The following is a 22,337-nucleotide window of genomic DNA, read 5'->3' on the forward strand; positions in this document are numbered from 1 at the left end:
TACGCGTATCGGCAGACCGTAAGCGCCCGTTGCCGGGCGCACGGGTGATTACAGTTTCTTCGCTTTCTCGACAGCTTCTTCGATGCTGCCAACCATGTAGAACGCCTGCTCTGGCAGGTGATCGTAGTCACCTTTCAGAATGCCGCTGAAGCCGGCAATGGTGTCCTTCAGGGAAACGTACTTGCCTGGCGAACCGGTGAAGACTTCGGCCACGAAGAACGGCTGGGACAGGAAGCGCTGGATCTTACGAGCACGGGATACCAGTTGCTTGTCTGCTTCGGACAGTTCGTCCATACCCAGAATCGCGATGATGTCCTTCAGCTCTTTGTAGCGCTGCAGTACGTACTGCACGCCGCGAGCGGTGTCGTAGTGCTCCTGGCCGATAACCATCGGGTCCAGCTGGCGCGACGTCGAGTCGAGTGGATCGACCGCTGGGTAGATACCCAGGGAAGCGATGTCACGGGACAGTACAACGGTGGCGTCCAAGTGGGCGAAGGTGGTCGCCGGGCTTGGGTCGGTCAGGTCGTCCGCAGGTACGTATACGGCCTGGATCGAGGTGATCGAACCGGTCTTGGTCGAAGTAATACGCTCTTGCAGAACGCCCATTTCTTCGGCCAGGGTCGGCTGGTAACCCACCGCGGAAGGCATACGACCCAGCAGTGCGGATACTTCTGTACCGGCCAGGGTGTAACGGTAGATGTTGTCCACGAAGAACAGAACATCACGGCCTTCGTCACGGAACTTCTCGGCCATGGTCAGGCCGGTCAGTGCTACGCGCAGACGGTTGCCTGGTGGCTCGTTCATCTGACCGTAAACCAGGGCTACCTTGTCGAGAACGTTGGAGTCCTTCATCTCGTGGTAGAAGTCGTTGCCCTCACGAGTACGCTCACCCACACCGGCGAACACGGAATAACCGCTGTGCTCGATGGCGATGTTACGGATCAGTTCCATCATGTTTACGGTTTTGCCTACACCGGCACCACCGAACAGACCGACTTTACCGCCCTTGGCGAACGGGCAAACCAGGTCGATAACCTTGATGCCGGTTTCCAGCAGCTCGTTGGAGCCAGCTTGCTCGGCGTAGGTCGGTGCGGCACGGTGAATGCCCCAACGCTCTTCTTCGCCAATCGGGCCAGCTTCGTCGATCGGGTTGCCCAGCACGTCCATGATACGGCCCAGGGTTTTCACCCCAACCGGTACCTGGATACCTGCGCCAGTGCTGCCGACATTCAGGCCACGCTTGAGGCCTTCGGTCGAACCCATCGCAATGGTACGTACCACGCCGTCGCCCAGCTGCTGCTGAACTTCCAGGGTGGTTTCGGCGCCGTCTACTTTCAGCGCTTCATAAACACTCGGCACTTGATCACGCGGGAATTCCACGTCGATAACGGCGCCGATGATTTGAACGATACGTCCGCTACTCATCTTTGGTTCCTCTGAATATTTGAACCGTGCTTAAACCGCGGCAGCGCCGCCGACGATTTCCGAAATTTCCTGGGTGATCGCTGCCTGACGTGCCTTGTTGTAAACCAACTGCAGGTCTTTGATTAGATCGCCAGCGTTGTCGGTGGCGTTCTTCATCGCGATCATCCGGGCCGCTTGTTCAGCCGCATTGTTCTCAACCACCGCCTGATACACCTGCGACTCCACGTAACGCACCATCAAGCCATCGAGCAGCTGTTTTGCGTCGGGTTCGTACAGGTAATCCCAGTGATGCTTGAGATCCTGATCCGGATCGGCCACCAGCGGAATCAACTGCTCCACTGTCGGCTTTTGCGTCATGGTATTGATGAACTTGTTCGAGACCACGGACAAACGATCGATGCGACCATCGAGGTAGGCATCGAGCATAACCTTGACGCTACCGATCAGATCATTGATCGACGGTTCCTCGCCCAGGTGGCTGATCGCAGCAACGATGTTGCCACCAAAGTTGCGGAAGAACGCCGCACCCTTGCTGCCAACCACGCAGAGATCGATCTCCACGCCTTGCTCGCGATTGCTCGCCATGTCCTTGACCAGAGCCTTGAACAGGTTGGTGTTCAGACCACCACACAGACCACGGTCCGAGCTCACCACGACATAACCTACACGCTTAACTTCGCGCTCGATCATGAACGGGTGACGGTATTCCGGGTTGGCGTTGGCCAGATGACCAATAACCTGGCGGATACGCTCCGCGTAGGGACGGCTAGCTGCCATGCGCATTTGTGCCTTGCGCATTTTGCTGACCGCCACCTTTTCCATGGCGCTGGTGATCTTCTGCGTGCTTTTGATGCTCGCAATCTTGCTGCGAATCTCTTTTGCGCCTGCCATTTGACACCTATCGGGTTAGCAAGCGGGGACCTCGCGGTCCCCACTGCGGCTTACCAGGTTTGGGTGGCCTTGAACTTCTCGATACCGGCTTTCAGCTGGCCATCGATGTCGTCATTGAAGTCACCCTTCTCGTTGATCTTCGCCATCAATGCGGCGTGATCCCGGTTGAAGTAAGCAATCAGGGCCTGCTCGAATGCACCAATCTTGGCAACTTCGATATCGACCAGGAAACCACGCTCGGCGGCATACAGCGATAGCGACATGTCAGCAATCGACATCGGCGCATATTGCTTCTGCTTCATCAGCTCGGTAACGCGCTGACCGTGCTCAAGCTGCTTACGGGTGGCTTCGTCCAGGTCAGAAGCGAACTGGGCGAAAGCCGCCAGTTCACGGTACTGAGCCAGAGCGGTACGGATACCACCGGAGAGCTTCTTGATGATCTTGGTCTGTGCAGCACCACCCACGCGGGATACCGAAATACCGGCGTTGACCGCAGGACGGATACCCGAGTTGAACATGGCCGATTCCAGGAAGATCTGACCGTCGGTGATCGAGATCACGTTGGTCGGAACGAACGCGGAAACGTCGCCCGCCTGGGTTTCGATGATCGGCAGAGCGGTCAGGGAACCGGTTTTGCCAGTCACAGCGCCATTGGTGAACTTCTCAACGTACTCTTCAGAAACGCGGGAAGCACGCTCCAGCAGGCGGCTGTGGAGATAGAACACGTCGCCTGGGTAGGCTTCACGGCCTGGCGGACGGCGCAGCAGCAGGGAAATCTGGCGGTAGGCCACTGCTTGCTTGGACAGATCGTCATAAACGATCAGCGCGTCTTCACCGCGGTCGCGGAAGTATTCGCCCATGGTGCAACCGGCGTACGGTGCAATGAACTGCAGTGCAGCGGATTCGGAAGCGGAAGCCGCGACAACGATGGTGTTAGCCAGCGCGCCGTTTTCTTCCAGCTTGCGTACCACGTTGGCGATGGTCGATTGCTTCTGACCAACTGCTACGTAGACGCACTTAATGCCGCTGTTTTTCTGGTTGATGATGGCGTCGATGGCCAGAGCGGTTTTACCGATCTGACGGTCACCGATGATCAGCTCACGCTGGCCACGGCCAACCGGGATCATGGCGTCAACCGACTTGTAACCGGTCTGTACCGGCTGGTCGACCGACTTACGCCAGATCACGCCCGGCGCAACCTTTTCAACAGCGTCGGTAGCGACGTTGTTCAGCGGGCCTTTGCCGTCAATTGGGTTGCCCAGTGCGTCAACGACGCGGCCCAGCAGTTCCGGACCAACCGGAACTTCGAGGATGCGACCGGTGCACTTGGCGCTCATGCCTTCGGCGAGGGTGGTATAAGCACCCAGCACTACGGCACCGACGGAGTCTTGCTCCAGGTTCAGCGCCATACCGTAGACACTGCCCGGGAACTCGATCATTTCGCCGTACATCACATCGGCGAGACCGTGAATGCGCACGATACCGTCGGAGACGGACACGATGGTGCCTTCGTTACGGGCTTGAGAGGCGACATCGAGTTTCTCGATACGCCCCTTGATGATTTCACTAATTTCGGAAGGATTGAGTTGCTGCATAGCTCTGCTGCCCCTTCAAACTCAAGATTTCAATGCTTCGGCCAGCTTCGCGATTTTGCCGCGAACTGAGCCATCGATAACCAGGTCGCCGGCGCGGATCACAACACCACCGATGAGGGTGGCATCTTCCGCGGCGTGCAGACGCACTTCTCGGCCGAGCCGTGCACTGAGAACCTTGGCGAGTTTGTCTTGCTGTTCATCGCTCAATGCGAAGGCACTGGTAACGTCCACATCGATCGACTTCTCCTGCTCGGCCTTGTACAGGTCGAACAGCTCAACGATCTGTGGCAACAGGGCCAGACGATCGTTTTCAGCGACGATATGAATGAAATTGCGTACCTGGGCGTCGAACTTGTCACCACACACCTCGACAAAGGTGGTGGCCTTGTCTGTACACGTCAAACGCGGAGCCTTGAGCACGCGCTGCATGGTGTCGTCTTGCGACACCGCTGCAGCCAGGCCGAGCATGGCTGACCAATTGGCCAGTTGCTGGTGGGCCTGGGCGTACTCGAAAGCAGCCTTAGCGTAAGGTCGGGCCAGCGTGGTCAGTTCTGCCATGATCGCGCCCCTCGCTTAAATTTCGGCTGCCAGTTTGGAAACCAGCTCCGCATGCGCGTTTTGGTCGATAGATGCGCCCAGGATCTTCTCGGCACCGCTAACGGCCAGGCTACCCAGTTGGGCACGCAGCGCGTCTTTGACACCGTTGATTTCCTGCTCGATCTCGGCCTGAGCCTGAGCCTTCACACGGTCAGCTTCGACACGGGCCTGTTCACGGGCTTCGTCGACGATCTGAGTACCGCGTTTCTTGGCTTGCTCAATGATCTCGGCTGCCTGGCTTTTGGCTTCGCGCAGTTGCTGACCCACTTTCTCTTGGGCCAACTCCAGGTCACGAGCCGCACGGCTAGCAGCATCCAGGCCATCTGCGATCTTCTTCTGACGCTCTTGCAAAGCCGTAATGACCGGAGGCCACACGTACTTCATGCAGAACAGCACGAAGATGAAGAAGGCAACGGACTGGCCAATCAGGGTTGCATTAATGTTCACGCCAACACCTCGCTCGTTCGTTGTCCATCAAACCAATTCACTCGAAAACGAGTGGATTAGCCTGCGATTTGACCAACGAAGGGGTTCGCGAAGGTGAAGAACAGTGCGATACCAACACCGATCATGGTCACGGCGTCGAGCAGGCCAGCGACGATGAACATTTTCACTTGCAGCATCGGAACCATTTCCGGCTGACGCGCAGCGCCTTCCAGGAACTTGCCGCCCAGCAGGCCGAAACCGATTGCGGTACCCAGGGCACCCAGGCCAATCAGCAGTGCTACAGCGATAGCGGTCAGACCAACTACAGTTTCCATCTTTCCTCCCGACTTTTTATGTCGTATTGGTTAAGGTTTTCTAAGGTAAAGCAGTAAAGCAAATCGGTACTTCTGGTTGCCCTTGCGGGCGTCCACTGCGAGCGCCGGAGCGCTCTTAGTGGTTGTCTTCGTGCGCCATCGACAGGTAGACGATGGTCAGCATCATGAAGATGAACGCCTGCAGCACGATGATCAGGATGTGGAACACCGCCCACGCCCACTGCAGGGCAACACCCAGCGCGCCCAGCAGCAGACCGCCGCCGAACATGATAGCGATGAGGATAAAGATCAGTTCGCCGGCATACAGGTTGCCGAACAGACGCAGTGCCAGGGAAATCGGCTTGGCGATCAGGGTGACGAACTCAAGCAGGAAGTTGACCGGAATCAGCAGGGCTTGAACCACGATGTTCTTGCTGCCGAACGGGTGCAGGGTCAGCTCACCGATGAAACCGCCGATGCCTTTGACCTTGATGCTGTAGTACAGGATCAGGGCGAATACCGACAGGGCCAAGCCCAGAGTGGCGTTCGGGTCAGTGGTCGGTACGACACGGAAGTACAGGTGCGGGTCGCCAGAGATTTTTGCCGCCAGCATTGGCAACCAATCTACCGGGATCAGGTCCATAAAGTTCATCAGGAAGACCCAGACGAAGATGGTCAGACCCAGCGGTGCGATCAGCGCATTGCGGCCATGGAAGGTGTCTTTGACGCTGCCGTCAACGAACTCGACCAGGACTTCAACGAAGTTCTGCAGCTTGCCCGGTTGCCCGGAAGTGGCGCGTTTAGCAGCGGCACGGAACAGCAGGATGAAGAACAGGCCCAACACGAGAGACACCGCCAGGGTGTCTACGTGAAATGCCCAGAAGCCCATTTCCTGAGCTTCTTTTGCGTTGTGGGCGAAACTCCAGCCGTTGACCGGGTGCTGACCGTAGGTCAGGTTGGTCAAGTGGTGCTGGATATAACCCGAAGCGGTTTCTGCTGCTGCCATATATCCCTCGAGCGCTAAGGTCTTAAAAGTCTTGTTTTCATCAGCAGGGGCGAAAACCAATTGACCAACTGGGTCAGGAAGAACACGCCAAATACCGCCAGCGGTTCCAGAGGTTTCACACCTGCAAAGGTCAGTGCAAACAGCACTGCCGTTAAAACCAGTTTGCCCGCCTCACCGGCATAAAAAGACCGGACGATGGCTTGAGCAGCCCGCGCTCCACTGAAACGGAACGCCTTGTGGGCAAAATACAGATTCGGCAACCAGGCAATCAGGCCGCCACACAACCCGGAGTAACCAGCCACTGCGCCTTGCCACTGCCACAACACCAGGGCCATGAGCAGCAACAGCAACAGTTGCACCAGCAAAACCGGGAAAACAGCCAGGCGATGGAAGGGCAGGCGATTCGGCGTGCGAACGTCCATCTTGTTTTCCTGAAAGCTGAACTCGGGCGTCGGCACCTGAAATCAATAACTTGGCATACTTTGTGCCGACGAAATGCGCGCAGAGTATAGGGGCGCTTCCCCCCCCATTCAACTGTCGGGTAGTGATTTCCGACTAGTCGCTACACGCTCAATTGTTTCAGCGAATGTGGGCGAGTACACCCTGAAGTTCGTCCAGCGAGCTGTAGCTGATCACCAACTGACCTTTGCCTTTCTGCCCATGCTTGATCTGCACCGGCGAGCCCAGGCGCTCAGCCAGGCGCTGTTCCAGGCGGGTAATGTCAGGATCGGTTTTAACCACCGCTGCCGGCTTCTCTTTGCTGTTCAGCCACTGGCGTACCAGTGCTTCGGTTTGGCGCACGGTAAGGCCGCGTGCGACAACATGTCGCGCACCTTCGGTCTGCTGTTCGGCCGGCAAACCGAGCAAGGCACGGGCATGACCCATTTCCAGATCGCCATGGGACAGCAGGGTTTTGATCTCTTCCGGCAAGGCAATCAGGCGCAGCAGGTTGCTGATGGTCACCCGCGACTTACCCACCGCATCGGCGACCTGCTGCTGAGTCAACTGGAACTCCTGTTGCAGCCGCTGCAAAGCCATGGCTTCTTCGATGGGGTTGAGGTCTTCACGCTGGATGTTCTCGATCAGCGCCATGGCAATGGCGGCTTCATCAGGCAGCTCGCGAACCATGGCCGGGATCTTGTCCAGACCAGCCTGCTGACTGGCACGCCAGCGGCGCTCACCGGCAACGATCTCGAAACGTCCTTCACCAATCGGCCGCACCACAATCGGTTGCATCACGCCGTGGACCTTGATCGACTGCGCCAGTTCTTCCAGAGCGGTGACGTCCATATCGCGGCGCGGCTGGTATTTACCGCGCTGGATCAGGTCCAGGGGCACGTACTGCAGTTCACGGCTGTCGACCTGCGCGGCCTCTTCCTGCAAGGCGCTGACACTGGTGCCGCCCAGCAGGGCATCCAGACCGCGTCCCAGTCCTCGTTTTTTCACAGCCATGGGTATTTCCTTATGCGGTTGCGGTGTGGGCACTTGCGCGCTGGCGGCGTACCAATTCGCCGGCCAGCGCCAGGTAGGCAATGGCACCACGGGATTGCTTGTCATACACCAGCGCCGGCATGCCGAAGCTTGGCGCCTCTGCCAGGCGCACGTTACGCGGGATGACCACGTCGTAGAGCTGGTCTGGGAAGTGCTGCTTGAGCTGCGCCGACACATCGTTGGTCAGGCTGATGCGCGGGTCGTACATGGTGCGTAGCAGGCCTTCGATCTTCAGCTTGGGGTTCAACAGTTCAGCAATGCGCTGAATGCTGTTGACCAGGTCGCTCAAGCCCTCAAGCGCGTAGTACTCACACTGCATGGGGATAATCACCCCGTCGGCAGCGACCAGGGCGTTGATCGTCAGCATCGACAGCGCCGGCGGGCAGTCGATGAGGATGTAATCGTAATTCTCGCGGATTGGCGCCAGTGCATAACGCAGGCGGCTTTCCTTCATTTTCATTTCCAGCAGCGAGACTTCGGCGGCGGTCAGATCGCGGTTGGCCGGCAGTAGCTGGTAGCCGCCGTGCTCGGAAAACTGCATGGCCTCAACCAGGTTGCACTCGCCGATCAGCACGTCGTAGATCGAATGCTCCAGGCCGTGTTTATCCACACCGCTGCCCATGGTCGCGTTGCCCTGGGGGTCGAGGTCGATCAGCAGCACACGGCGCTTGGTCGCCACCAGCGAGGCAGCCAGATTGATGCAGGTGGTGGTTTTGCCCACGCCGCCTTTCTGGTTAGCGATTGCGAATACCTTAGCCATGCTGCGTTCCCCCTAAACCGAGCGACGCAGTATCAACAGATGGCGCTGACCTTGGCAACCGGGAACCTTGAGTACATGCGTGGCGGTGAGACGAAAGTCCGCTGGCAGCGCCTGCAACTCGTCATCCGGATGTACCCCCTTCATCGCCAGCCACTGGGTATTGCCATCGCCCAAATGGCGAGTCCAGTTGCTGAAATCTTCCAGTGAGCTGAACGCCCGCGAGCAGATACCGGCAAACGGCACGTCTGGTCGGAACTCTTCGACGCGGCTGTGGATAACTTGCAGGTTGGCCAGTTTCAACTCCAGCTTCACCTGAGTCAGGAAGCGAGTCTTCTTGCCGTTGGAATCAAGCAGGGTGAACTGCCGCTCGGGAAACAGGATGGCCAGGGGAATCCCCGGCATGCCGCCGCCACTGCCCACATCCAGCCAGTTATCCCCAGCATCAAAGACGAAAGGCACCACGGACAGGCTGTCGAGCAGATGGCGCGAAACCATTTCATTCGGATCGCGCACTGCGGTGAGGTTGTAGGCCTTGTTCCACTTGATCAGCAGGGCCAGGTAGGCCAGCAACTGTTCGTGCTGCTGCGCGCTGAGTTCGACACCCAGCTCAAGAGCGCCCTGGCTCAGTTCTTCGGCGTGACGGGCAGTAACCAACGACATCAGGCGCTGTGCTCCAACTGCTGACCGGCAGTGCGCTTTTTCAAATGGATCAGCAGCAGGGAAATCGCCGCCGGGGTAACGCCGGGAATCCGCGAGGCCTGGCCTAGAGTTTCCGGGCGACTGTTGCCGAGTTTGTGCTGGATCTCCTTGGACAGCCCGGAAATCCCCGCGTAGTCGATATCGAGTGGCAGCTTGGTGTCTTCACTGGCGCGCAGACGGGCGATTTCGTCCTGCTGGCGATCGATATAACCGGCGTACTTGGTCTTGATCTCGACCTGTTCGGCCACCTGCGGATCCTGCGCGCCACCACCGGTGATGGTGATCAATCCGGCGTAATCGATCTCCGGGCGAGCCAGCAGGTTGAGCAGGTTGTATTCGTGGGTCAACGGCGTGCCGAAGTGGGTGGCAATCGCATCACCCTGAGGCGTACCCGGACGTACCCAGGTGTTTTTCAGGCGCTGTTCTTCCTGCACGATGGCTTCGCGCTTGGCTTCGAACGCGGCCCAACGCACATCATCGACCAGTCCCAACTCGCGGCCTTTCTCGGTCAGGCGCAGGTCGGCGTTGTCTTCGCGCAGGATCAGCCGGTATTCGGCGCGCGAGGTGAACATGCGGTACGGCTCCTGGGTACCCAGGGTAATCAGGTCGTCGACCAGTACACCGATATAGGCCTCATCGCGACGCGGACACCAGCTGTTCTTGCCCTGAGCGCGCAGCGCGGCGTTGCAGCCGGCGAGCAAACCTTGTGCACCGGCTTCTTCGTAACCGGTGGTGCCGTTGATCTGCCCAGCGAAGAACAACCCGGCAATCACCTTAGTTTCCAGGCTGTACTTGAGGTCACGCGGATCGAAGTAGTCGTACTCGATGGCGTAGCCGGGCCGCACGATATGTGCGTTCTCCATGCCACGGATGCTGCGCACGATCTGCAATTGCACATCGAACGGCAGCGAGGTGGAAATGCCATTCGGATAAAGCTCATGGGTATTCAGGCCTTCGGGCTCGATAAATACCTGATGACTGTCCTTGTCGGCAAAGCGGTGGATCTTGTCTTCGATCGACGGGCAATAGCGCGGGCCGACCCCTTCGATCACTCCGGAATACATCGGCGAACGGTCGAGGTTAGCCGCGATGATTTCGTGGGTACGCGCATTGGTGTGGGTGATCCAGCAGCTGACCTGACGCGGTTGCTGTTCGGCGCGACCGAGGAAGGACATCAGCGGGGTTGGCGTGTCGCCGGGTTGTTCGGTCATCACCGAGAAATCCACCGAACGGCCATCGATTCGGGGCGGCGTACCGGTTTTCAGGCGACCGACGCGCAGCGGCAGCTCGCGTAGACGTTGTGCCAAGGCAATCGAAGGTGGGTCGCCAGCGCGACCGCCTGAGTAATTCTGCAGGCCTATGTGGATAAGTCCGCCGAGGAAGGTGCCAGTGGTCAACACCACGGAATCCGCGAGGAAGCGCAGGCCCATCTGGGTGACAACGCCTTTGACTTCGTCGTTTTCGACGATCAGGTCATCAGCTGCCTGCTGAAATATCCACAGGTTGGCCTGGTTTTCCAGGGTTTCGCGAATCGCAGCTTTGTACAGCACACGATCAGCCTGGGCGCGAGTGGCGCGTACCGCAGGGCCCTTGCGGCTGTTTAGCACACGGAACTGGATACCACCTTTGTCGGTGGCTTCAGCCATGGCGCCGCCGAGGGCGTCGATTTCCTTGACCAGATGGCTCTTGCCGATTCCGCCAATCGCCGGGTTGCAGCTCATCTGCCCGAGTGTTTCCACGTTATGGGTCAGCAGCAGGGTTTTTACCCCCATGCGTGCAGCTGCCAACGCAGCTTCGGTACCGGCATGACCGCCGCCGATGACGATCACCTGAAAACGGGAAGGGAAATCCACCACGCACCTCGTGCCTGTTGAGAAATGGGGGGCTTTTTGGGTTGAAAAGCGGGAAAGGCGGCAAGTATAGGGATTTAGCTGGTGTGAAAGAAGCCTTTTGCACAAAAAATAGCCAGTTGGTTTTGGCCGTGTGTAAGTCGCTCGGTTAATAAAGAATAAAAGAGAGAATTTTTATAAAGCCTTGTTTATATGTTTATTACTTAGCAACGGCTTTTCTGTGGATAGATTGCTGCAGGTCAATGAATTAAAGGCTTTCAGCGTTTAAAAAGTCTGTGCTGATCCTGCCATCTGCCTGTTCAGTTGCCGTACGCAAGCTGTGGGTGAAAACTGCAGTTATCCACAGGTGCGGTTATCCTCCGTTTTATCACCGGGTTATAGGCAGGGCTTAGGCTGGGTTTTCCACAGGGCTTAGGTGGATAAATAATTGCTTGGCCGTACCTATTTCGCCCAGGCGAAGACCTTCCCGAACGGCATTAGTTGGGACTTCAGGGGGCAGGAGGGATTAGACGCAGAGAGGGTATTGCGGATGCAGGCATGATTAGATGCGCCGCAACCCATCAGAAATATCGTGCAGCTGATGGGTTAGGCGATGTGTTGACAGGTGAGACGGCGTGCGCCGTCCTGCCTATTTACCGATACAGAAGCTGGAAAAAATTCGCCCCAGCAGGTCATCGGAACTGAATGCACCGGTGATTTCGCCCAGGCTCTGCTGAGCCATGCGCAGGTCTTCGGCGAGCAGTTCGCCTGCGCCGGCCAGGGTTAGCTGGGCATGACCATGCTCAAGGTGAGCGGCCGCCTGACGTAGTGCCTCCAGGTGACGCCGGCGCGCGCTAAAGCTGCTCTCGGCGGTTTGCTCGTAACCCATGCAGGCTTTCAGGTGTTCACGCAGTAGATCCAGGCCTTCAGTCGACTTGGCCGACAGGCTGATGGTCACGTGGCCGTCATTGCACACCTCTAGTACCACCGACTCGCCAGACAGGTCAGCCTTGTTGCGAATCAGGGTGACCTTGGCCGGATCAGGCCGCTGGTCGAGAAACTCCGGCCATAAAGCGAAGGGATCGTCGGCTTCCGGTGCCGTAGCATCGACAACCAAAAGAATACGATCAGCTTCGCCAATAGCCTTCAGCGCACGCTCGACGCCAATGCGTTCAACTTGATCCTCGGTATCACGCAGGCCGGCGGTGTCCACTACGTGCAGTGGCATACCATCGATGTGGATATGTTCGCGCAGCACGTCACGGGTGGTGCCGGCGATTTCGGTGACGATGGCCGCTTCGCGCCCGGCCAGGGCGTTAAGCAGGCTGGACTTGCCGGCATTGGGGCGGCCGGCGATCACCACGGTCATGCCATCGCGCAGCAGGGCCCCTTGGCCGGCCTCACGCAGCACACCGGAAAGGTCAGCACGCACGCCCTCGAGCAGGCTGAGTACGTGGCCATCGGCGAGAAAGTCGATTTCCTCTTCGGGAAAGTCGATGGCGGCTTCAACGTAGATACGCAGGCTGATCAGCCGCTCGGTCAGGCCATGTACACGACGGGAGAACTCGCCCTGCAGCGAGCGCAGGGCATTGCGCGCGGCCTGTTCGGAACTGGCTTCAATCAGGTCGGCAATCGCCTCGGCCTGGGCCAGGTCGAGCTTGTCATTGAGAAAGGCGCGCTCGCTGAATTCGCCGGGGCGTGCCAGGCGTGCACCGAGTTGTACACAGCGACGCAGCAGCAGATCGAGCACCACTGGCCCGCCGTGGCCCTGCAGTTCCAGCACGTCTTCGCCGGTAAAGGAGTTGGGGCCGGGGAAGTACAGGGCCAGGCCTTCATCCAGTACCTGCTTGGCGTCGGCGTAGAACGGCCCGTAGTGGGCGTAACGCGGCTGCAACTCGCGTTGGCAGATCGCCTGCGCCAATGTGCCGGCCAGCGGCCCGGAAATACGCACGATGCCAACGCCACCCCGACCCTGGGCAGTAGCGACGGCGGCAATGGTTTCAACAACGGGGGGCATGCGCTTCTCCTGAATACGACATAGCAAAACGCCCCTGAAAAGGGGCGTTTGTTACAGCTTAGAAGCAATCACCGCTAGGCGTCTGCGGCCTTGGTTGCGGCTTCGATCTTGCGCGTAATGTACCACTGCTGAGCGATGGACAAGACGTTGTTGACCACCCAGTACAGCACCAGACCAGCCGGGAACCAGAGGAAGAAGAAGGTGAAGATGATTGGCATCATTTTCAGCACCTTGGCTTGCATCGGGTCCGGCGGCGTCGGGTTGAGCTGCTGCTGGATAAACATGGTCGCGCCCATGATGATCGGCAGGATGAAGTACGGGTCCTTGATCGCCAGGTCGGTTATCCACAGCAGCCACGGTGCTTGGCGCATTTCTACGGATTCCAGCAGCACCCAATAGAGTGCGAGGAATACCGGCATCTGCACCAGGATCGGCAAGCAGCCGCCCAACGGGTTGATCTTCTCTTTCTTGTACAGCTCCATCATCGCCTGGGACATTTTCTGGCGATCGTCACCGTGCTGCTCTTTCAGCTGAGCGAGTTTCGGTGCAACGGCACGCATGCGCGCCATGGATTTGTAGCTGGCAGCGGACAGCGGAAAGAAGATCAGCTTGATGATCACGGTCAACATGATGATCGACCAGCCCCAGTTGCCGAGCAGGTTGTGGATAACTTCCAGCAGCCAGAAGATCGGTTGAGCCAGGAACCACAGAATGCCGTAGTCGACAGTCAGCTCAAGACCTGGAGACAGAGTCTTCAGATGGCCTTGTAGCTTCGGGCCGGCATACAGAATTGCACTGGTTTCACCCTGAGCGCCGGCAGCAACCTGAATGGCCGGGCCGGTAAAGCCGACAATGTAGTTACCTTGGCTGTCTTTGCGGGTCTGTACTTGGTTAGTACTGTCTTTGCTTGGGATCCAGGCAGTGACGAAGTAATGCTGTAGCCAGGCAACCCAGCCTCCTTGAACAGTTTCTTTGAAGGCTTGTTTGTCGATGTCTTTCATCGACACTTTTTTGTACGGCTCTTCGCTGGTCCACAGTGCACCACCGAGGTAGGTCGCCGTGCCAGTAGCGGTGGTGGAGGACGGATCGTCGCTGCCATCACGCTTGAGCTGGGCAAACATATTGCCGCTCCAGGCCTGACCACTCTGGTTGTCGATCAGGTAGCTGACAGTCACCTGATAGGACGAAGGATCAACGCAGCCGGGTTTCTTCTGCTGTTGGTCCTTGGCTGCACATTCAGCGTTCAGACCACGCTTGAAGGTAAAGCGCTTGATGTAATTGACGCCGTTTTCGCTGAGCTTGAGGTCAACCTGCAGTTGGTCCTGACCGTCGGCCAACTCATAGCTCTTCTGTTCGCTGCTCCAAAGAGCACGACCGCTGGATTTGTCCGGTGCATTGCTGCCAATCAAACCGCTCTGCGCCAGGTAGGTGCGCTCGCCACCGTTGTCGAACAACTGGAACGGCACATCCGGACGATCCTGACGACGCGGGTACTGCGGCAAACGCAGTTGCACCACATCACCACCGCGCGGGTCGATGGCCAGATCCAGCACATCGGTCTTCACCCGAATCAGCTCATCGCTGGCTGCAGCCGGTGCCGCACTGATGGCGCTGGGCTCAACAGCCGGGGTGGCGCTCGGAATATCGTCGCTGCCAGCTGGAGTTGAAGTGTTGGCAGTGGTATCCGGCAAGCCGGGTACGGTGCTGCTGGTCGCGGCAATTTCTGTCGGCAGGGCAGCTTGACCGTAGTCCTGGTTCCACTGGAGAACCATCATATAGGACACGATTGCCAGGGCGACGATCAGGATCGAGCGTTGAATATCCATGATTATTCGGCCATCGAAGAGGAACGGGAGGTTTTCACGCAGGGAACCGGGTCATAGCCACCGGGATTCCACGGGTGACAGCGGCCAAGCCGACGCAAGGTCAGCCAGCCACCGCGCATGACGCCATGATGTTCAATGGCTTCAAGCGCGTAGCAAGAACAGCTTGGGTAGAAACGACAGTGACTGGCCATCAAGGGGCTGATGGCGTAGCGGTAAAACTGGATAGGAAGCAAAGCCAGTTTACGCATGGGGACTGTCGTTCACCCCAGATGTTGCGACGGCTTCCGGGCTTGGCTTACTGCGTTCGAGGCGTTTCCAGAGTTTGCCAAACTGGCGAGCCAGTTCGGTATTTTCAAGATCACCAAGGCCTTTACGCGCAACCACCACGATGTCCCATCCCACCAGGTTGTCCTGATTGAGACGGAACGATTCGCGGATCTGACGTTTCAGACGATTGCGCTCAACAGAGAGCTTGACGCTCTTCTTGCCGATCACCAATCCCAGTCGGGGGTGATCAAGTTCGTTGTTGCGCGCCAGCAGCAGGACATTTTTGCCCGGAGCTTTGCCGCTAGGGGAGTCGAAGACTGCCTTGAATTGTCGGGGGGTTAGCAGACGCTTTTCCCGACTGAAGTCTCGACTCACCACAAGACCGAAATTTAGACGGCGAGACGCTTACGGCCCTTGGCGCGGCGACGCGACAGGACAGCACGGCCGTTCTTGGTGGCCATACGAGCACGGAAACCGTGGGTGCGAGCGCGTTTGATAGTGCTGGGTTGGAAAGTACGTTTCATGGTGCGGTACCTGGGTGGTCGACTACGGGCCGGAATGGCCCCCGTTTTAAGAGACCGGCAATTCTAGAGAAACCCAAGGGTCAGGTCAATTTCCAACCAGGCTTTTCCTGAATAAAGAAATATAAAGAAGAGAATATTTAAAGATGTTTAGTGATGTTAGTAGCTATTAGCTGGTCATCGATCTGTGCATAAGTGCTTGAAGGCCAACAGGTTAGGGCTATTCAGCCAAGGGTAAGTCTGTCGAAAAGGCGTGCTGCAACTGTGTGGAACCCGTCCACAAGCTGAGGATGGAATGCCGTTTTACCCACAGTAGGGTTTTCCACCGGGTTTTACCCTGGGTTATCCCGTGAGCTTATGATTGGTTATCCACAGCCTTTGTCCGCCTTGCGTTATAAGCCACTAACGTCAATAACACGTTGATTTTCCTTGCTCATAAGCAAGCTTACATGTGGATAACTCAAGCCTCGGCGGCTACAATGACGGCTGTTTTTTGCCTCGCGCCTTGCGATTTAGGGGATGTCCGTGTCTGTGGAACTTTGGCAGCAGTGCGTCGAGCTTCTGCGCGATGAGCTGCCTGCTCAGCAATTCAACACCTGGATCCGTCCACTGCAGGTCGAAGCCGAAGGCGACGAGCTTCGTGTCTATGCGCCGAACCGTTTTGTCCTCGACTGGGTTAATGAGAAGTATCTCAGCCGTTTGCTTGAGCTACTGACTGAACGGACCAATGGTCTGGTTCCTGCGCTCTCCTTATTAATAGGTAGCAAACGCAGTTCGGCACCGCGCGCGGCAGCTGTCAGTACCCCGTCCGCGGCGCCGAGCATGCCTGCACCTGCTGCAGCGACTGCATCTGCATCTGCGGCCGTGCAGGCAGAACCCTCGCGCGCCAGCTTTGATCCAATGGCAGGTGCGGCCAGCCAGCAGGCGCCGGCACGCACTGAGCGTACGGTGCAGGTTGAAGGCGGGCTGAAGCACACCAGTTATCTGAACCGTACCTTTACCTTTGATAATTTCGTTGAAGGTAAATCCAACCAGCTGGCCCGCGCAGCGGCCTGGCAGGTGGCAGACAACCCCAAGCACGGTTACAACCCACTGTTCCTTTACGGTGGTGTTGGTCTGGGTAAGACTCACTTGATGCACGCGGTGGGTAATCATCTGCTGGCGAAGAACCCGAATGCCAAGGTGGTGTACCTGCATTCCGAGCGGTTCGTCGCGGACATGGTCAAGGCCTTGCAGCTGAATGCGATCAACGAGTTCAAGCGTTTCTACCGTTCGGTGGATGCACTGCTGATCGACGACATTCAATTCTTCGCTAAGAAAGAGCGTTCCCAGGAAGAGTTTTTCCACACCTTCAACGCCTTGCTCGAAGGTGGGCAGCAGGTGATTCTCACCAGTGACCGCTATCCGAAAGAAATCGAAGGTCTGGAAGAGCGTCTCAAGTCACGTTTCGGTTGGGGCCTGACGGTTGCCGTCGAGCCGCCTGAGCTGGAAACCCGCGTGGCGATTTTGATGAAGAAGGCCGACCAGGCCAAAGTCGATCTGCCACACGATGCCGCCTTCTTTATTGCCCAGCGTATTCGCTCCAACGTGCGTGAGCTTGAAGGTGCCTTGAAGCGTGTTATCGCCCACTCGCACTTCATGGGCCGTGACATTACCATCGAGCTGATCCGCGAATCGCTCAAGGACCTGTTGGCCCTGCAGGACAAGCTGGTCAGTATCGACAATATTCAGCGCACGGTCGCCGAGTACTACAAGATCAAGATTTCTGATCTGCTGTCCAAACGCCGCTCGCGTTCTGTTGCGCGCCCGCGTCAGGTGGCCATGGCCTTGTCGAAAGAACTGACCAACCACAGCCTGCCGGAAATTGGTGATGCCTTCGGCGGCCGCGATCACACAACGGTATTGCATGCATGCCGTAAGATTGCTGAACTTAAGGAATCCGATGCGGACATCCGCGAGGACTATAAGAATTTGCTGCGTACGCTTACAACCTAATACGCACTCCACTAGGCAAGGGACTAGACCATGCATTTCACCATTCAACGCGAAGCCTTGTTGAAACCTCTGCAACTGGTCGCCGGCGTCGTGGAACGCCGTCAGACCTTGCCGGTTCTCTCTAACGTGCTGCTGGTGGTCGAAGGCCAGCAGCTGTCGCTAACCGGCACCGACCTGGAAGTCGAGCTGGTCGGTCGCGTCACCCTGGAAGAGCCTGCGCAGCCGGGTGAGATTACCGTACCCGCCCGCAAGCTGATGGACATCTGCAAAAGCTTGCCGGCTGATGCGCTGATCGATATCCGTATCGACGAGCAGAAGCTGCTGGTCAAAGCCGGCCGTAGCCGTTTCAGCCTGTCCACCCTGCCCGCCAATGATTTCCCGACTGTTGAAGAAGGCCCAGGCTCGCTGACCTTCAGCCTGGTACAAAGTCGGCTGCGTCGCCTGATCGAACGCACCAGCTTTGCCATGGCCCAGCAAGACGTGCGTTATTACCTCAACGGCATGCTACTGGAAGTACAGACCGGCATCCTCCGCGCAGTTGCCACCGACGGTCACCGTCTGGCCATGTGTTCGATGGAAGCAGCGATCGAGCAGGTTGAACGCCATCAGGTCATCGTGCCGCGCAAGGGTATTCTTGAACTGGCTCGCCTGCTTACCGAACAGGACGGCAGCGTCAGCATCGTTCTTGGTCAGCATCATATTCGCGCCACCACCGGCGAGTTCACCTTCACCTCGAAACTGGTCGACGGCAAATTCCCTGACTATGAGCGTGTACTGCCACGTGGTGGTGACAAACTGGTGGTTGCCGATCGTCAGGGCCTGCGCGAAGCGTTCAGCCGTACCGCGATTCTGTCCAACGAAAAGTACCGCGGTATTCGCCTACAGCTGGAATCCGGTTTGCTGAAAATTCAGGCCAACAACCCTGAGCAGGAAGAAGCGGAAGAAGAGATCGCTGTGGACTACAACGGCAGTTCGCTGGAAATCGGTTTCAACGTCAGCTACCTGCTCGATGTGCTGAGCGTAATGACCACCGACCAGGTGCGTCTGATTCTCTCCGATGCCAACAGCAGTGCCCTGGTGCAGGAAGCTGACAACGACGACTCCTCTTATGTCGTTATGCCGATGCGTCTGTAACCGCTGAATGTCCCTTACTCGCTTTACCGTCACCGCGGTGCGTAATCTGCACCCGGTGACCCTCTCTCCCTCCCCGCGTATCAACATCCTCTCCGGCGACAATGGCAGTGGTAAAACCAGCTTGCTGGAAGCCATTCATCTGCTGGGTCTGGCTCGCTCCTTTCGCAGCACTCGCCTGCTTCCGGTCATTCAATACGATCAGCTCGCCTGCACGATTTTTGGTCAGGTGCAGATGTCTGATGGTCGGCAAAGTAGTCTGGGCATTTCGCGGGATCGTCAGGGTGAGTTTCAGATTCGTATCGATGGGCAGAATGCGCGCAGTGCTGCGCAACTGGCTGAGACCTTGCCGCTGCAACTGATCAATCCGGACAGCTTCCGTCTGCTTGAAGGCGCACCGAAGATTCGTAGGCAGTTCCTCGATTGGGGAGTGTTCCACGTGGAACCTCGTTTTCTGCCGGCCTGGCAGCGGCTGCAGAAGGCCCTGCGTCAGCGGAACTCATGGCTGCGGCATGGTACACTTGACGCCGCTTCGCAGGCGGCCTGGGACCGTGAGTTGTGCCTGGCCAGCGACGAAATTGATGGTTATCGGCGTGCCTATATTCAGGCCCTGAAACCGGTTTTCGAACGAACCCTGAATGAGCTGGTTGACCTGCAAGGTTTGACTCTCAGTTACTACCGCGGCTGGGACAAAGAGCGCGAGCTGAATACAGTGCTTGCCTCTACCCTCTCCCGCGATCAGCAACTGGGTCATACCCAGGCTGGCCCACAGCGCGCCGATTTAAGGTTGCGCCTGGGTGCGCACAATGCCGCCGAGATACTCTCGCGCGGCCAACAGAAATTAGTTGTATGTGCTCTGCGCATTGCGCAGGGCCATTTAGTTAATCAGGCCAAGCACGGCCAATGCATCTATCTGGTGGATGACTTACCGTCAGAACTGGATGAACAGCACCGTCGTGCGTTGTGCCGATTGTTGGAAGACTTGCACTGCCAGGTGTTTATCACCTGTGTAGACCATGAATTGTTGAGGGAAGGCTGGCGCACGGATACGCCAGTTGCCATGTTCCACGTGGAACATGGTGGCATTACCCAGACCCACGACCACCGGGAGTGAAGGCATGAGCGAAAACCAAACGTACGACTCCAATAACATTAAGGTCCTCAAGGGCCTGGATGCCGTACGCAAGCGGCCTGGTATGTACATCGGCGATACCGACGATGGCAGCGGTCTGCACCACATGGTGTTCGAGGTGGTCGATAACTCGATTGACGAGGCCTTGGCTGGGCATTGCAGCGAAATCACCATTACCATCCACCCGGATGAGTCGATCAGCGTGCGTGACAACGGCCGTGGCATTCCGGTCGATGTGCATAAGGAAGAAGGCGTTTCCGCCGCTGAAGTGATCATGACCGTCCTGCACGCCGGCGGTAAGTTCGACGACAACAGCTACAAGGTTTCCGGCGGTCTGCACGGCGTGGGTGTTTCCGTGGTTAACGCCCTGTCTAAGGAACTGGTTCTGACCATCCGCCGCAGTGGCAAGATATGGGAACAGACCTATGTGCATGGTGTGCCCACAGCACCCATTGCCACGGTGGGCGACAGTGACACCACCGGTACGCAGATCCACTTCAAACCGTCCGAAGAGACCTTCGCCAATATCCACTTCAGCTGGGATATTTTGGCCAAGCGCCTACGCGAACTGTCGTTCCTCAACTCCGGCGTGGGCATCCTGCTCAAGGATGAACGCAGCGGCAAAGAAGAGCTGTTCAAGTACGAAGGAGGCCTACGTGCCTTCGTTGAATACCTCAACCACAACAAGACTGCGGTCAACCAGGTATTCCACTTCACCGTGCAGCGTGACGACGGTGTCGGTGTCGAAGTCGCCCTGCAGTGGAACGACAGCTTCAACGAGAACCTGTTGTGTTTCACCAACAACATTCCGCAGCGCGATGGTGGTACTCACCTGGCCGGTTTCCGTTCGGCGCTGACACGTAACCTGAACGCCTATATCGAGCAGGAAGGTCTGGCCAAGAAGCACAAGATCGCCACCACCGGTGACGATGCCCGTGAAGGCCTGACCGCGATTATTTCGGTTAAAGTACCGGATCCCAAGTTCAGCTCGCAGACCAAAGACAAGCTGGTTTCCAGCGAAGTAAAAACTGCGGTCGAGCAGGAAATGGGCAAGTACTTCTCCGACTTCCTGCTGGAAAACCCCAACGAAGCCAAGGCCGTGGTCGGCAAGATGATCGACGCTGCGCGTGCCCGTGAAGCTGCGCGTAAGGCGCGTGAAATGACCCGCCGTAAAGGCGCCCTGGATATCGCCGGGCTGCCAGGCAAATTGGCCGACTGCCAGGAGAAAGACCCTGCCCTTTCCGAACTCTATATCGTGGAAGGGGACTCCGCGGGCGGTTCTGCCAAGCAGGGCCGTAACCGCAAGACCCAGGCCATCCTGCCGCTCAAGGGCAAGATCCTTAACGTCGAGAAAGCGCGTTTCGACAAGATGATTTCGTCCCAGGAGGTCGGCACCCTGATCACCGCCCTGGGCTGTGGTATCGGCCGCGATGAGTACAACATCGACAAGCTGCGCTACCACAACATCATCATCATGACCGATGCCGACGTCGACGGTTCGCACATCCGTACCCTGTTGCTGACCTTCTTCTTCCGTCAATTGCCTGAGCTGGTCGAGCGCGGCTACATCTACATCGCCCAACCGCCGCTGTACAAGGTCAAGAAGGGCAAGCAGGAGCAGTACATCAAGGACGACGAGGCCATGGATGAATACATGACCCAGTCGGCCCTGGAAGACGCCAGCCTGCACGTCAACGAAAGCGCGCCAGGTCTGTCTGGCGAGGCGCTGGAGCGTCTGGTCAACGATTACCGTCTGGTGATGAAGACCCTCAACCGTTTGTCGCGTCTGTACCCGCTGGAGCTCACCGAACACTTCGTTTACATCCCGCGTGTGGAAGCCGAGCAACTGGCCGATAAAGCTGCCATGCAGCAATGGTTGGGCCTGCTCGATGCGCGCCTCAAGGGGATGGAAAAGTCCGGCCTGGTGTACAAAACCAGCCTGCACGAAGACCAGGAGCGTCATATCTGGTTGCCGCAGGTTGAACTGGTATCCCATGGGGTTTCCAGCTACATCATCTTCAACCGCGACTTCTTCGCCAGCAATGACTACAAGACCGTTACCAGCCTGGGCGACCAACTCAACAGTCTGTTGGAGGAAGGTGCCTACGTGCAGCGCGGCGAGCGCAAGAAGGCCGTAACCACCTTCAAGGACGCGTTGGCCTGGCTGATGGCGGAAAGTACCAAGCGCCATAGCATTCAACGCTATAAGGGTCTCGGTGAAATGAACCCGGATCAACTCTGGGAAACCACTATGGACCCGGAAGTACGCCGCATGCTCAAGGTGCGTATCGAAGATGCGATCGCTGCCGATCAGATCTTCAACACCCTGATGGGCGATGCCGTTGAACCGCGTCGGGACTTTATCGAGACCAATGCTCTGGCAGTGTCCAACCTGGACTTCTGATCAGCCACCGT

At 57.6% G+C, this 22,337-nt stretch carries 21 protein-coding genes; 4 read left to right on the forward strand and 17 right to left on the reverse strand.

The genetic code is table 11. From position 1 onward, the window contains the following. Window positions 1-48 precede the first annotated feature (48 nt). From atpD to rpmH, 17 genes are all read right to left on the reverse strand, one after another. Window positions 49-1,425 (reverse strand): F0F1 ATP synthase subunit beta, encoded by a 1,377-nt coding sequence (atpD, locus tag ACIN8IBEIGE_RS06485; RefSeq protein WP_160013933.1) that lies wholly within the window; start codon window positions 1,423-1,425, stop codon window positions 49-51. A gap of 30 nt (window positions 1,426-1,455) precedes the next feature. Further along, a complete protein-coding gene (atpG, locus tag ACIN8IBEIGE_RS06490) occupies window positions 1,456-2,316 on the reverse strand; it encodes a F0F1 ATP synthase subunit gamma (RefSeq protein WP_160013934.1) in 861 nt (286 codons plus the stop codon). 50 nt (window positions 2,317-2,366) lie between these two features. Next, complete coding sequence (atpA, locus tag ACIN8IBEIGE_RS06495; protein ID WP_160013935.1) at window positions 2,367-3,911, reverse strand: F0F1 ATP synthase subunit alpha; 1,545 nt, start codon at window positions 3,909-3,911, stop codon at window positions 2,367-2,369. A 21-nt stretch (window positions 3,912-3,932) separates the two neighbouring features. Then, the gene (locus tag ACIN8IBEIGE_RS06500) at window positions 3,933-4,469 is read right to left on the reverse strand and encodes a F0F1 ATP synthase subunit delta (protein ID WP_160013936.1); all 537 of its coding nucleotides are present in this window, start codon (window positions 4,467-4,469) and stop codon (window positions 3,933-3,935) included. Window positions 4,470-4,484: 15 nt separating this feature from the next. Beyond that, complete coding sequence (locus ACIN8IBEIGE_RS06505; protein ID WP_108486385.1) at window positions 4,485-4,955, reverse strand: F0F1 ATP synthase subunit B; 471 nt, start codon at window positions 4,953-4,955, stop codon at window positions 4,485-4,487. Window positions 4,956-5,011: 56 nt separating this feature from the next. After that, window positions 5,012-5,269: a F0F1 ATP synthase subunit C gene (gene atpE / locus ACIN8IBEIGE_RS06510; RefSeq protein ID WP_003097235.1), complete on the reverse strand. Its 258-nt coding sequence runs from the start codon at window positions 5,267-5,269 to the stop codon at window positions 5,012-5,014. Between the two features lie 115 nt (window positions 5,270-5,384). Further along, entirely contained in the window at window positions 5,385-6,254 is an 870-nt protein-coding gene (atpB, locus tag ACIN8IBEIGE_RS06515) for a F0F1 ATP synthase subunit A (RefSeq protein ID WP_160013937.1), read from the reverse strand. A gap of 14 nt (window positions 6,255-6,268) precedes the next feature. Beyond that, complete coding sequence (locus ACIN8IBEIGE_RS06520; protein WP_160013938.1) at window positions 6,269-6,676, reverse strand: F0F1 ATP synthase subunit I; 408 nt, start codon at window positions 6,674-6,676, stop codon at window positions 6,269-6,271. Window positions 6,677-6,833: 157 nt separating this feature from the next. Continuing rightward, window positions 6,834-7,706 (reverse strand): ParB/RepB/Spo0J family partition protein, encoded by an 873-nt coding sequence (locus ACIN8IBEIGE_RS06525; RefSeq protein WP_160013939.1) that lies wholly within the window; start codon window positions 7,704-7,706, stop codon window positions 6,834-6,836. A gap of 10 nt (window positions 7,707-7,716) precedes the next feature. Beyond that, window positions 7,717-8,505, reverse strand: a complete 789-nt coding sequence (locus ACIN8IBEIGE_RS06530; RefSeq protein WP_090378681.1) for a ParA family protein — start codon at window positions 8,503-8,505, stop codon at window positions 7,717-7,719. 12 nt (window positions 8,506-8,517) lie between these two features. Next, complete coding sequence (gene rsmG / locus ACIN8IBEIGE_RS06535) at window positions 8,518-9,165, reverse strand: 16S rRNA (guanine(527)-N(7))-methyltransferase RsmG (RefSeq protein ID WP_160013940.1); 648 nt, start codon at window positions 9,163-9,165, stop codon at window positions 8,518-8,520. Then, a complete protein-coding gene (gene mnmG / locus ACIN8IBEIGE_RS06540) occupies window positions 9,165-11,057 on the reverse strand; it encodes a tRNA uridine-5-carboxymethylaminomethyl(34) synthesis enzyme MnmG (protein WP_160013941.1) in 1,893 nt (630 codons plus the stop codon). The genes rsmG and mnmG overlap by 1 nt, the downstream gene beginning before the upstream one ends. A gap of 625 nt (window positions 11,058-11,682) precedes the next feature. Next, entirely contained in the window at window positions 11,683-13,050 is a 1,368-nt protein-coding gene (gene mnmE / locus ACIN8IBEIGE_RS06545; RefSeq protein ID WP_160013942.1) for a tRNA uridine-5-carboxymethylaminomethyl(34) synthesis GTPase MnmE, read from the reverse strand. Between the two features lie 74 nt (window positions 13,051-13,124). Continuing rightward, entirely contained in the window at window positions 13,125-14,876 is a 1,752-nt protein-coding gene (gene yidC / locus ACIN8IBEIGE_RS06550) for a membrane protein insertase YidC (protein ID WP_160013943.1), read from the reverse strand. A 2-nt stretch (window positions 14,877-14,878) separates the two neighbouring features. Beyond that, complete coding sequence (yidD, locus tag ACIN8IBEIGE_RS06555; protein WP_090254202.1) at window positions 14,879-15,124, reverse strand: membrane protein insertion efficiency factor YidD; 246 nt, start codon at window positions 15,122-15,124, stop codon at window positions 14,879-14,881. After that, window positions 15,117-15,518: a ribonuclease P protein component gene (rnpA, locus tag ACIN8IBEIGE_RS06560; RefSeq protein ID WP_218579697.1), complete on the reverse strand. Its 402-nt coding sequence runs from the start codon at window positions 15,516-15,518 to the stop codon at window positions 15,117-15,119. Before rnpA ends, yidD begins: the two co-directional genes overlap by 8 nt. A gap of 14 nt (window positions 15,519-15,532) precedes the next feature. Next, window positions 15,533-15,667 carry a 50S ribosomal protein L34 gene (gene rpmH, locus ACIN8IBEIGE_RS06565; RefSeq protein ID WP_002551315.1) on the reverse strand — a complete coding sequence of 45 codons (135 nt, stop codon included), beginning with the start codon at window positions 15,665-15,667 and terminating at the stop codon, window positions 15,533-15,535. Window positions 15,668-16,189: 522 nt separating this feature from the next. Between rpmH and dnaA the strand changes: the two genes are divergently transcribed. The 4 genes from dnaA to gyrB are packed head-to-tail and all read left to right on the forward strand — an operon-like array spanning window position 16,190 to window position 22,326. After that, window positions 16,190-17,659: a chromosomal replication initiator protein DnaA gene (dnaA, locus tag ACIN8IBEIGE_RS06570; RefSeq protein WP_160013945.1), complete on the forward strand. Its 1,470-nt coding sequence runs from the start codon at window positions 16,190-16,192 to the stop codon at window positions 17,657-17,659. 30 nt (window positions 17,660-17,689) lie between these two features. After that, window positions 17,690-18,793: a DNA polymerase III subunit beta gene (gene dnaN, locus ACIN8IBEIGE_RS06575; RefSeq protein ID WP_090378695.1), complete on the forward strand. Its 1,104-nt coding sequence runs from the start codon at window positions 17,690-17,692 to the stop codon at window positions 18,791-18,793. A gap of 7 nt (window positions 18,794-18,800) precedes the next feature. Continuing rightward, the gene (gene recF / locus ACIN8IBEIGE_RS06580) at window positions 18,801-19,904 is read left to right on the forward strand and encodes a DNA replication/repair protein RecF (protein WP_160013946.1); all 1,104 of its coding nucleotides are present in this window, start codon (window positions 18,801-18,803) and stop codon (window positions 19,902-19,904) included. Between the two features lie 4 nt (window positions 19,905-19,908). Beyond that, window positions 19,909-22,326 (forward strand): DNA topoisomerase (ATP-hydrolyzing) subunit B, encoded by a 2,418-nt coding sequence (gene gyrB, locus ACIN8IBEIGE_RS06585; protein ID WP_160013947.1) that lies wholly within the window; start codon window positions 19,909-19,911, stop codon window positions 22,324-22,326. Window positions 22,327-22,337: the final 11 nt, after the last annotated feature.

The organism is Pseudomonas sp. 8BK (assembly GCF_902506475.1).
GTDB classification, from domain to species: domain Bacteria; phylum Pseudomonadota; class Gammaproteobacteria; order Pseudomonadales; family Pseudomonadaceae; genus Aquipseudomonas; species Aquipseudomonas anguilliseptica.

Excerpts from the sequence above, each read along its gene's own strand:
- ACIN8IBEIGE_RS06520 (WP_160013938.1), bottom strand. The coding sequence starts at position 6,676 with ATGGACGTTCGCACGCCGAATCGCCTGCCCTTCCATCGCCTGGCTGTT.
- gyrB (WP_160013947.1), top strand. The coding sequence starts at position 19,909 with ATGAGCGAAAACCAAACGTACGACTCCAATAACATTAAGGTCCTCAAG.
- atpD (WP_160013933.1), bottom strand. The coding sequence starts at position 1,425 with ATGAGTAGCGGACGTATCGTTCAAATCATCGGCGCCGTTATCGACGTG.
- atpE (WP_003097235.1), bottom strand. The coding sequence starts at position 5,269 with ATGGAAACTGTAGTTGGTCTGACCGCTATCGCTGTAGCACTGCTGATT.
- dnaN (WP_090378695.1), top strand. The coding sequence starts at position 17,690 with ATGCATTTCACCATTCAACGCGAAGCCTTGTTGAAACCTCTGCAACTG.
- atpG (WP_160013934.1), bottom strand. The coding sequence starts at position 2,316 with ATGGCAGGCGCAAAAGAGATTCGCAGCAAGATTGCGAGCATCAAAAGC.
- ACIN8IBEIGE_RS06525 (WP_160013939.1), bottom strand. The coding sequence starts at position 7,706 with ATGGCTGTGAAAAAACGAGGACTGGGACGCGGTCTGGATGCCCTGCTG.
- atpA (WP_160013935.1), bottom strand. The coding sequence starts at position 3,911 with ATGCAGCAACTCAATCCTTCCGAAATTAGTGAAATCATCAAGGGGCGT.
- recF (WP_160013946.1), top strand. The coding sequence starts at position 18,801 with ATGTCCCTTACTCGCTTTACCGTCACCGCGGTGCGTAATCTGCACCCG.
- yidD (WP_090254202.1), bottom strand. The coding sequence starts at position 15,124 with ATGCGTAAACTGGCTTTGCTTCCTATCCAGTTTTACCGCTACGCCATC.
- ACIN8IBEIGE_RS06500 (WP_160013936.1), bottom strand. The coding sequence starts at position 4,469 with ATGGCAGAACTGACCACGCTGGCCCGACCTTACGCTAAGGCTGCTTTC.
- ACIN8IBEIGE_RS06530 (WP_090378681.1), bottom strand. The coding sequence starts at position 8,505 with ATGGCTAAGGTATTCGCAATCGCTAACCAGAAAGGCGGCGTGGGCAAA.
- atpB (WP_160013937.1), bottom strand. The coding sequence starts at position 6,254 with ATGGCAGCAGCAGAAACCGCTTCGGGTTATATCCAGCACCACTTGACC.
- mnmE (WP_160013942.1), bottom strand. The coding sequence starts at position 13,050 with ATGCCCCCCGTTGTTGAAACCATTGCCGCCGTCGCTACTGCCCAGGGT.
- rsmG (WP_160013940.1), bottom strand. The coding sequence starts at position 9,165 with ATGTCGTTGGTTACTGCCCGTCACGCCGAAGAACTGAGCCAGGGCGCT.
- rpmH (WP_002551315.1), bottom strand. The coding sequence starts at position 15,667 with ATGAAACGTACTTTCCAACCCAGCACTATCAAACGCGCTCGCACCCAC.
- yidC (WP_160013943.1), bottom strand. The coding sequence starts at position 14,876 with ATGGATATTCAACGCTCGATCCTGATCGTCGCCCTGGCAATCGTGTCC.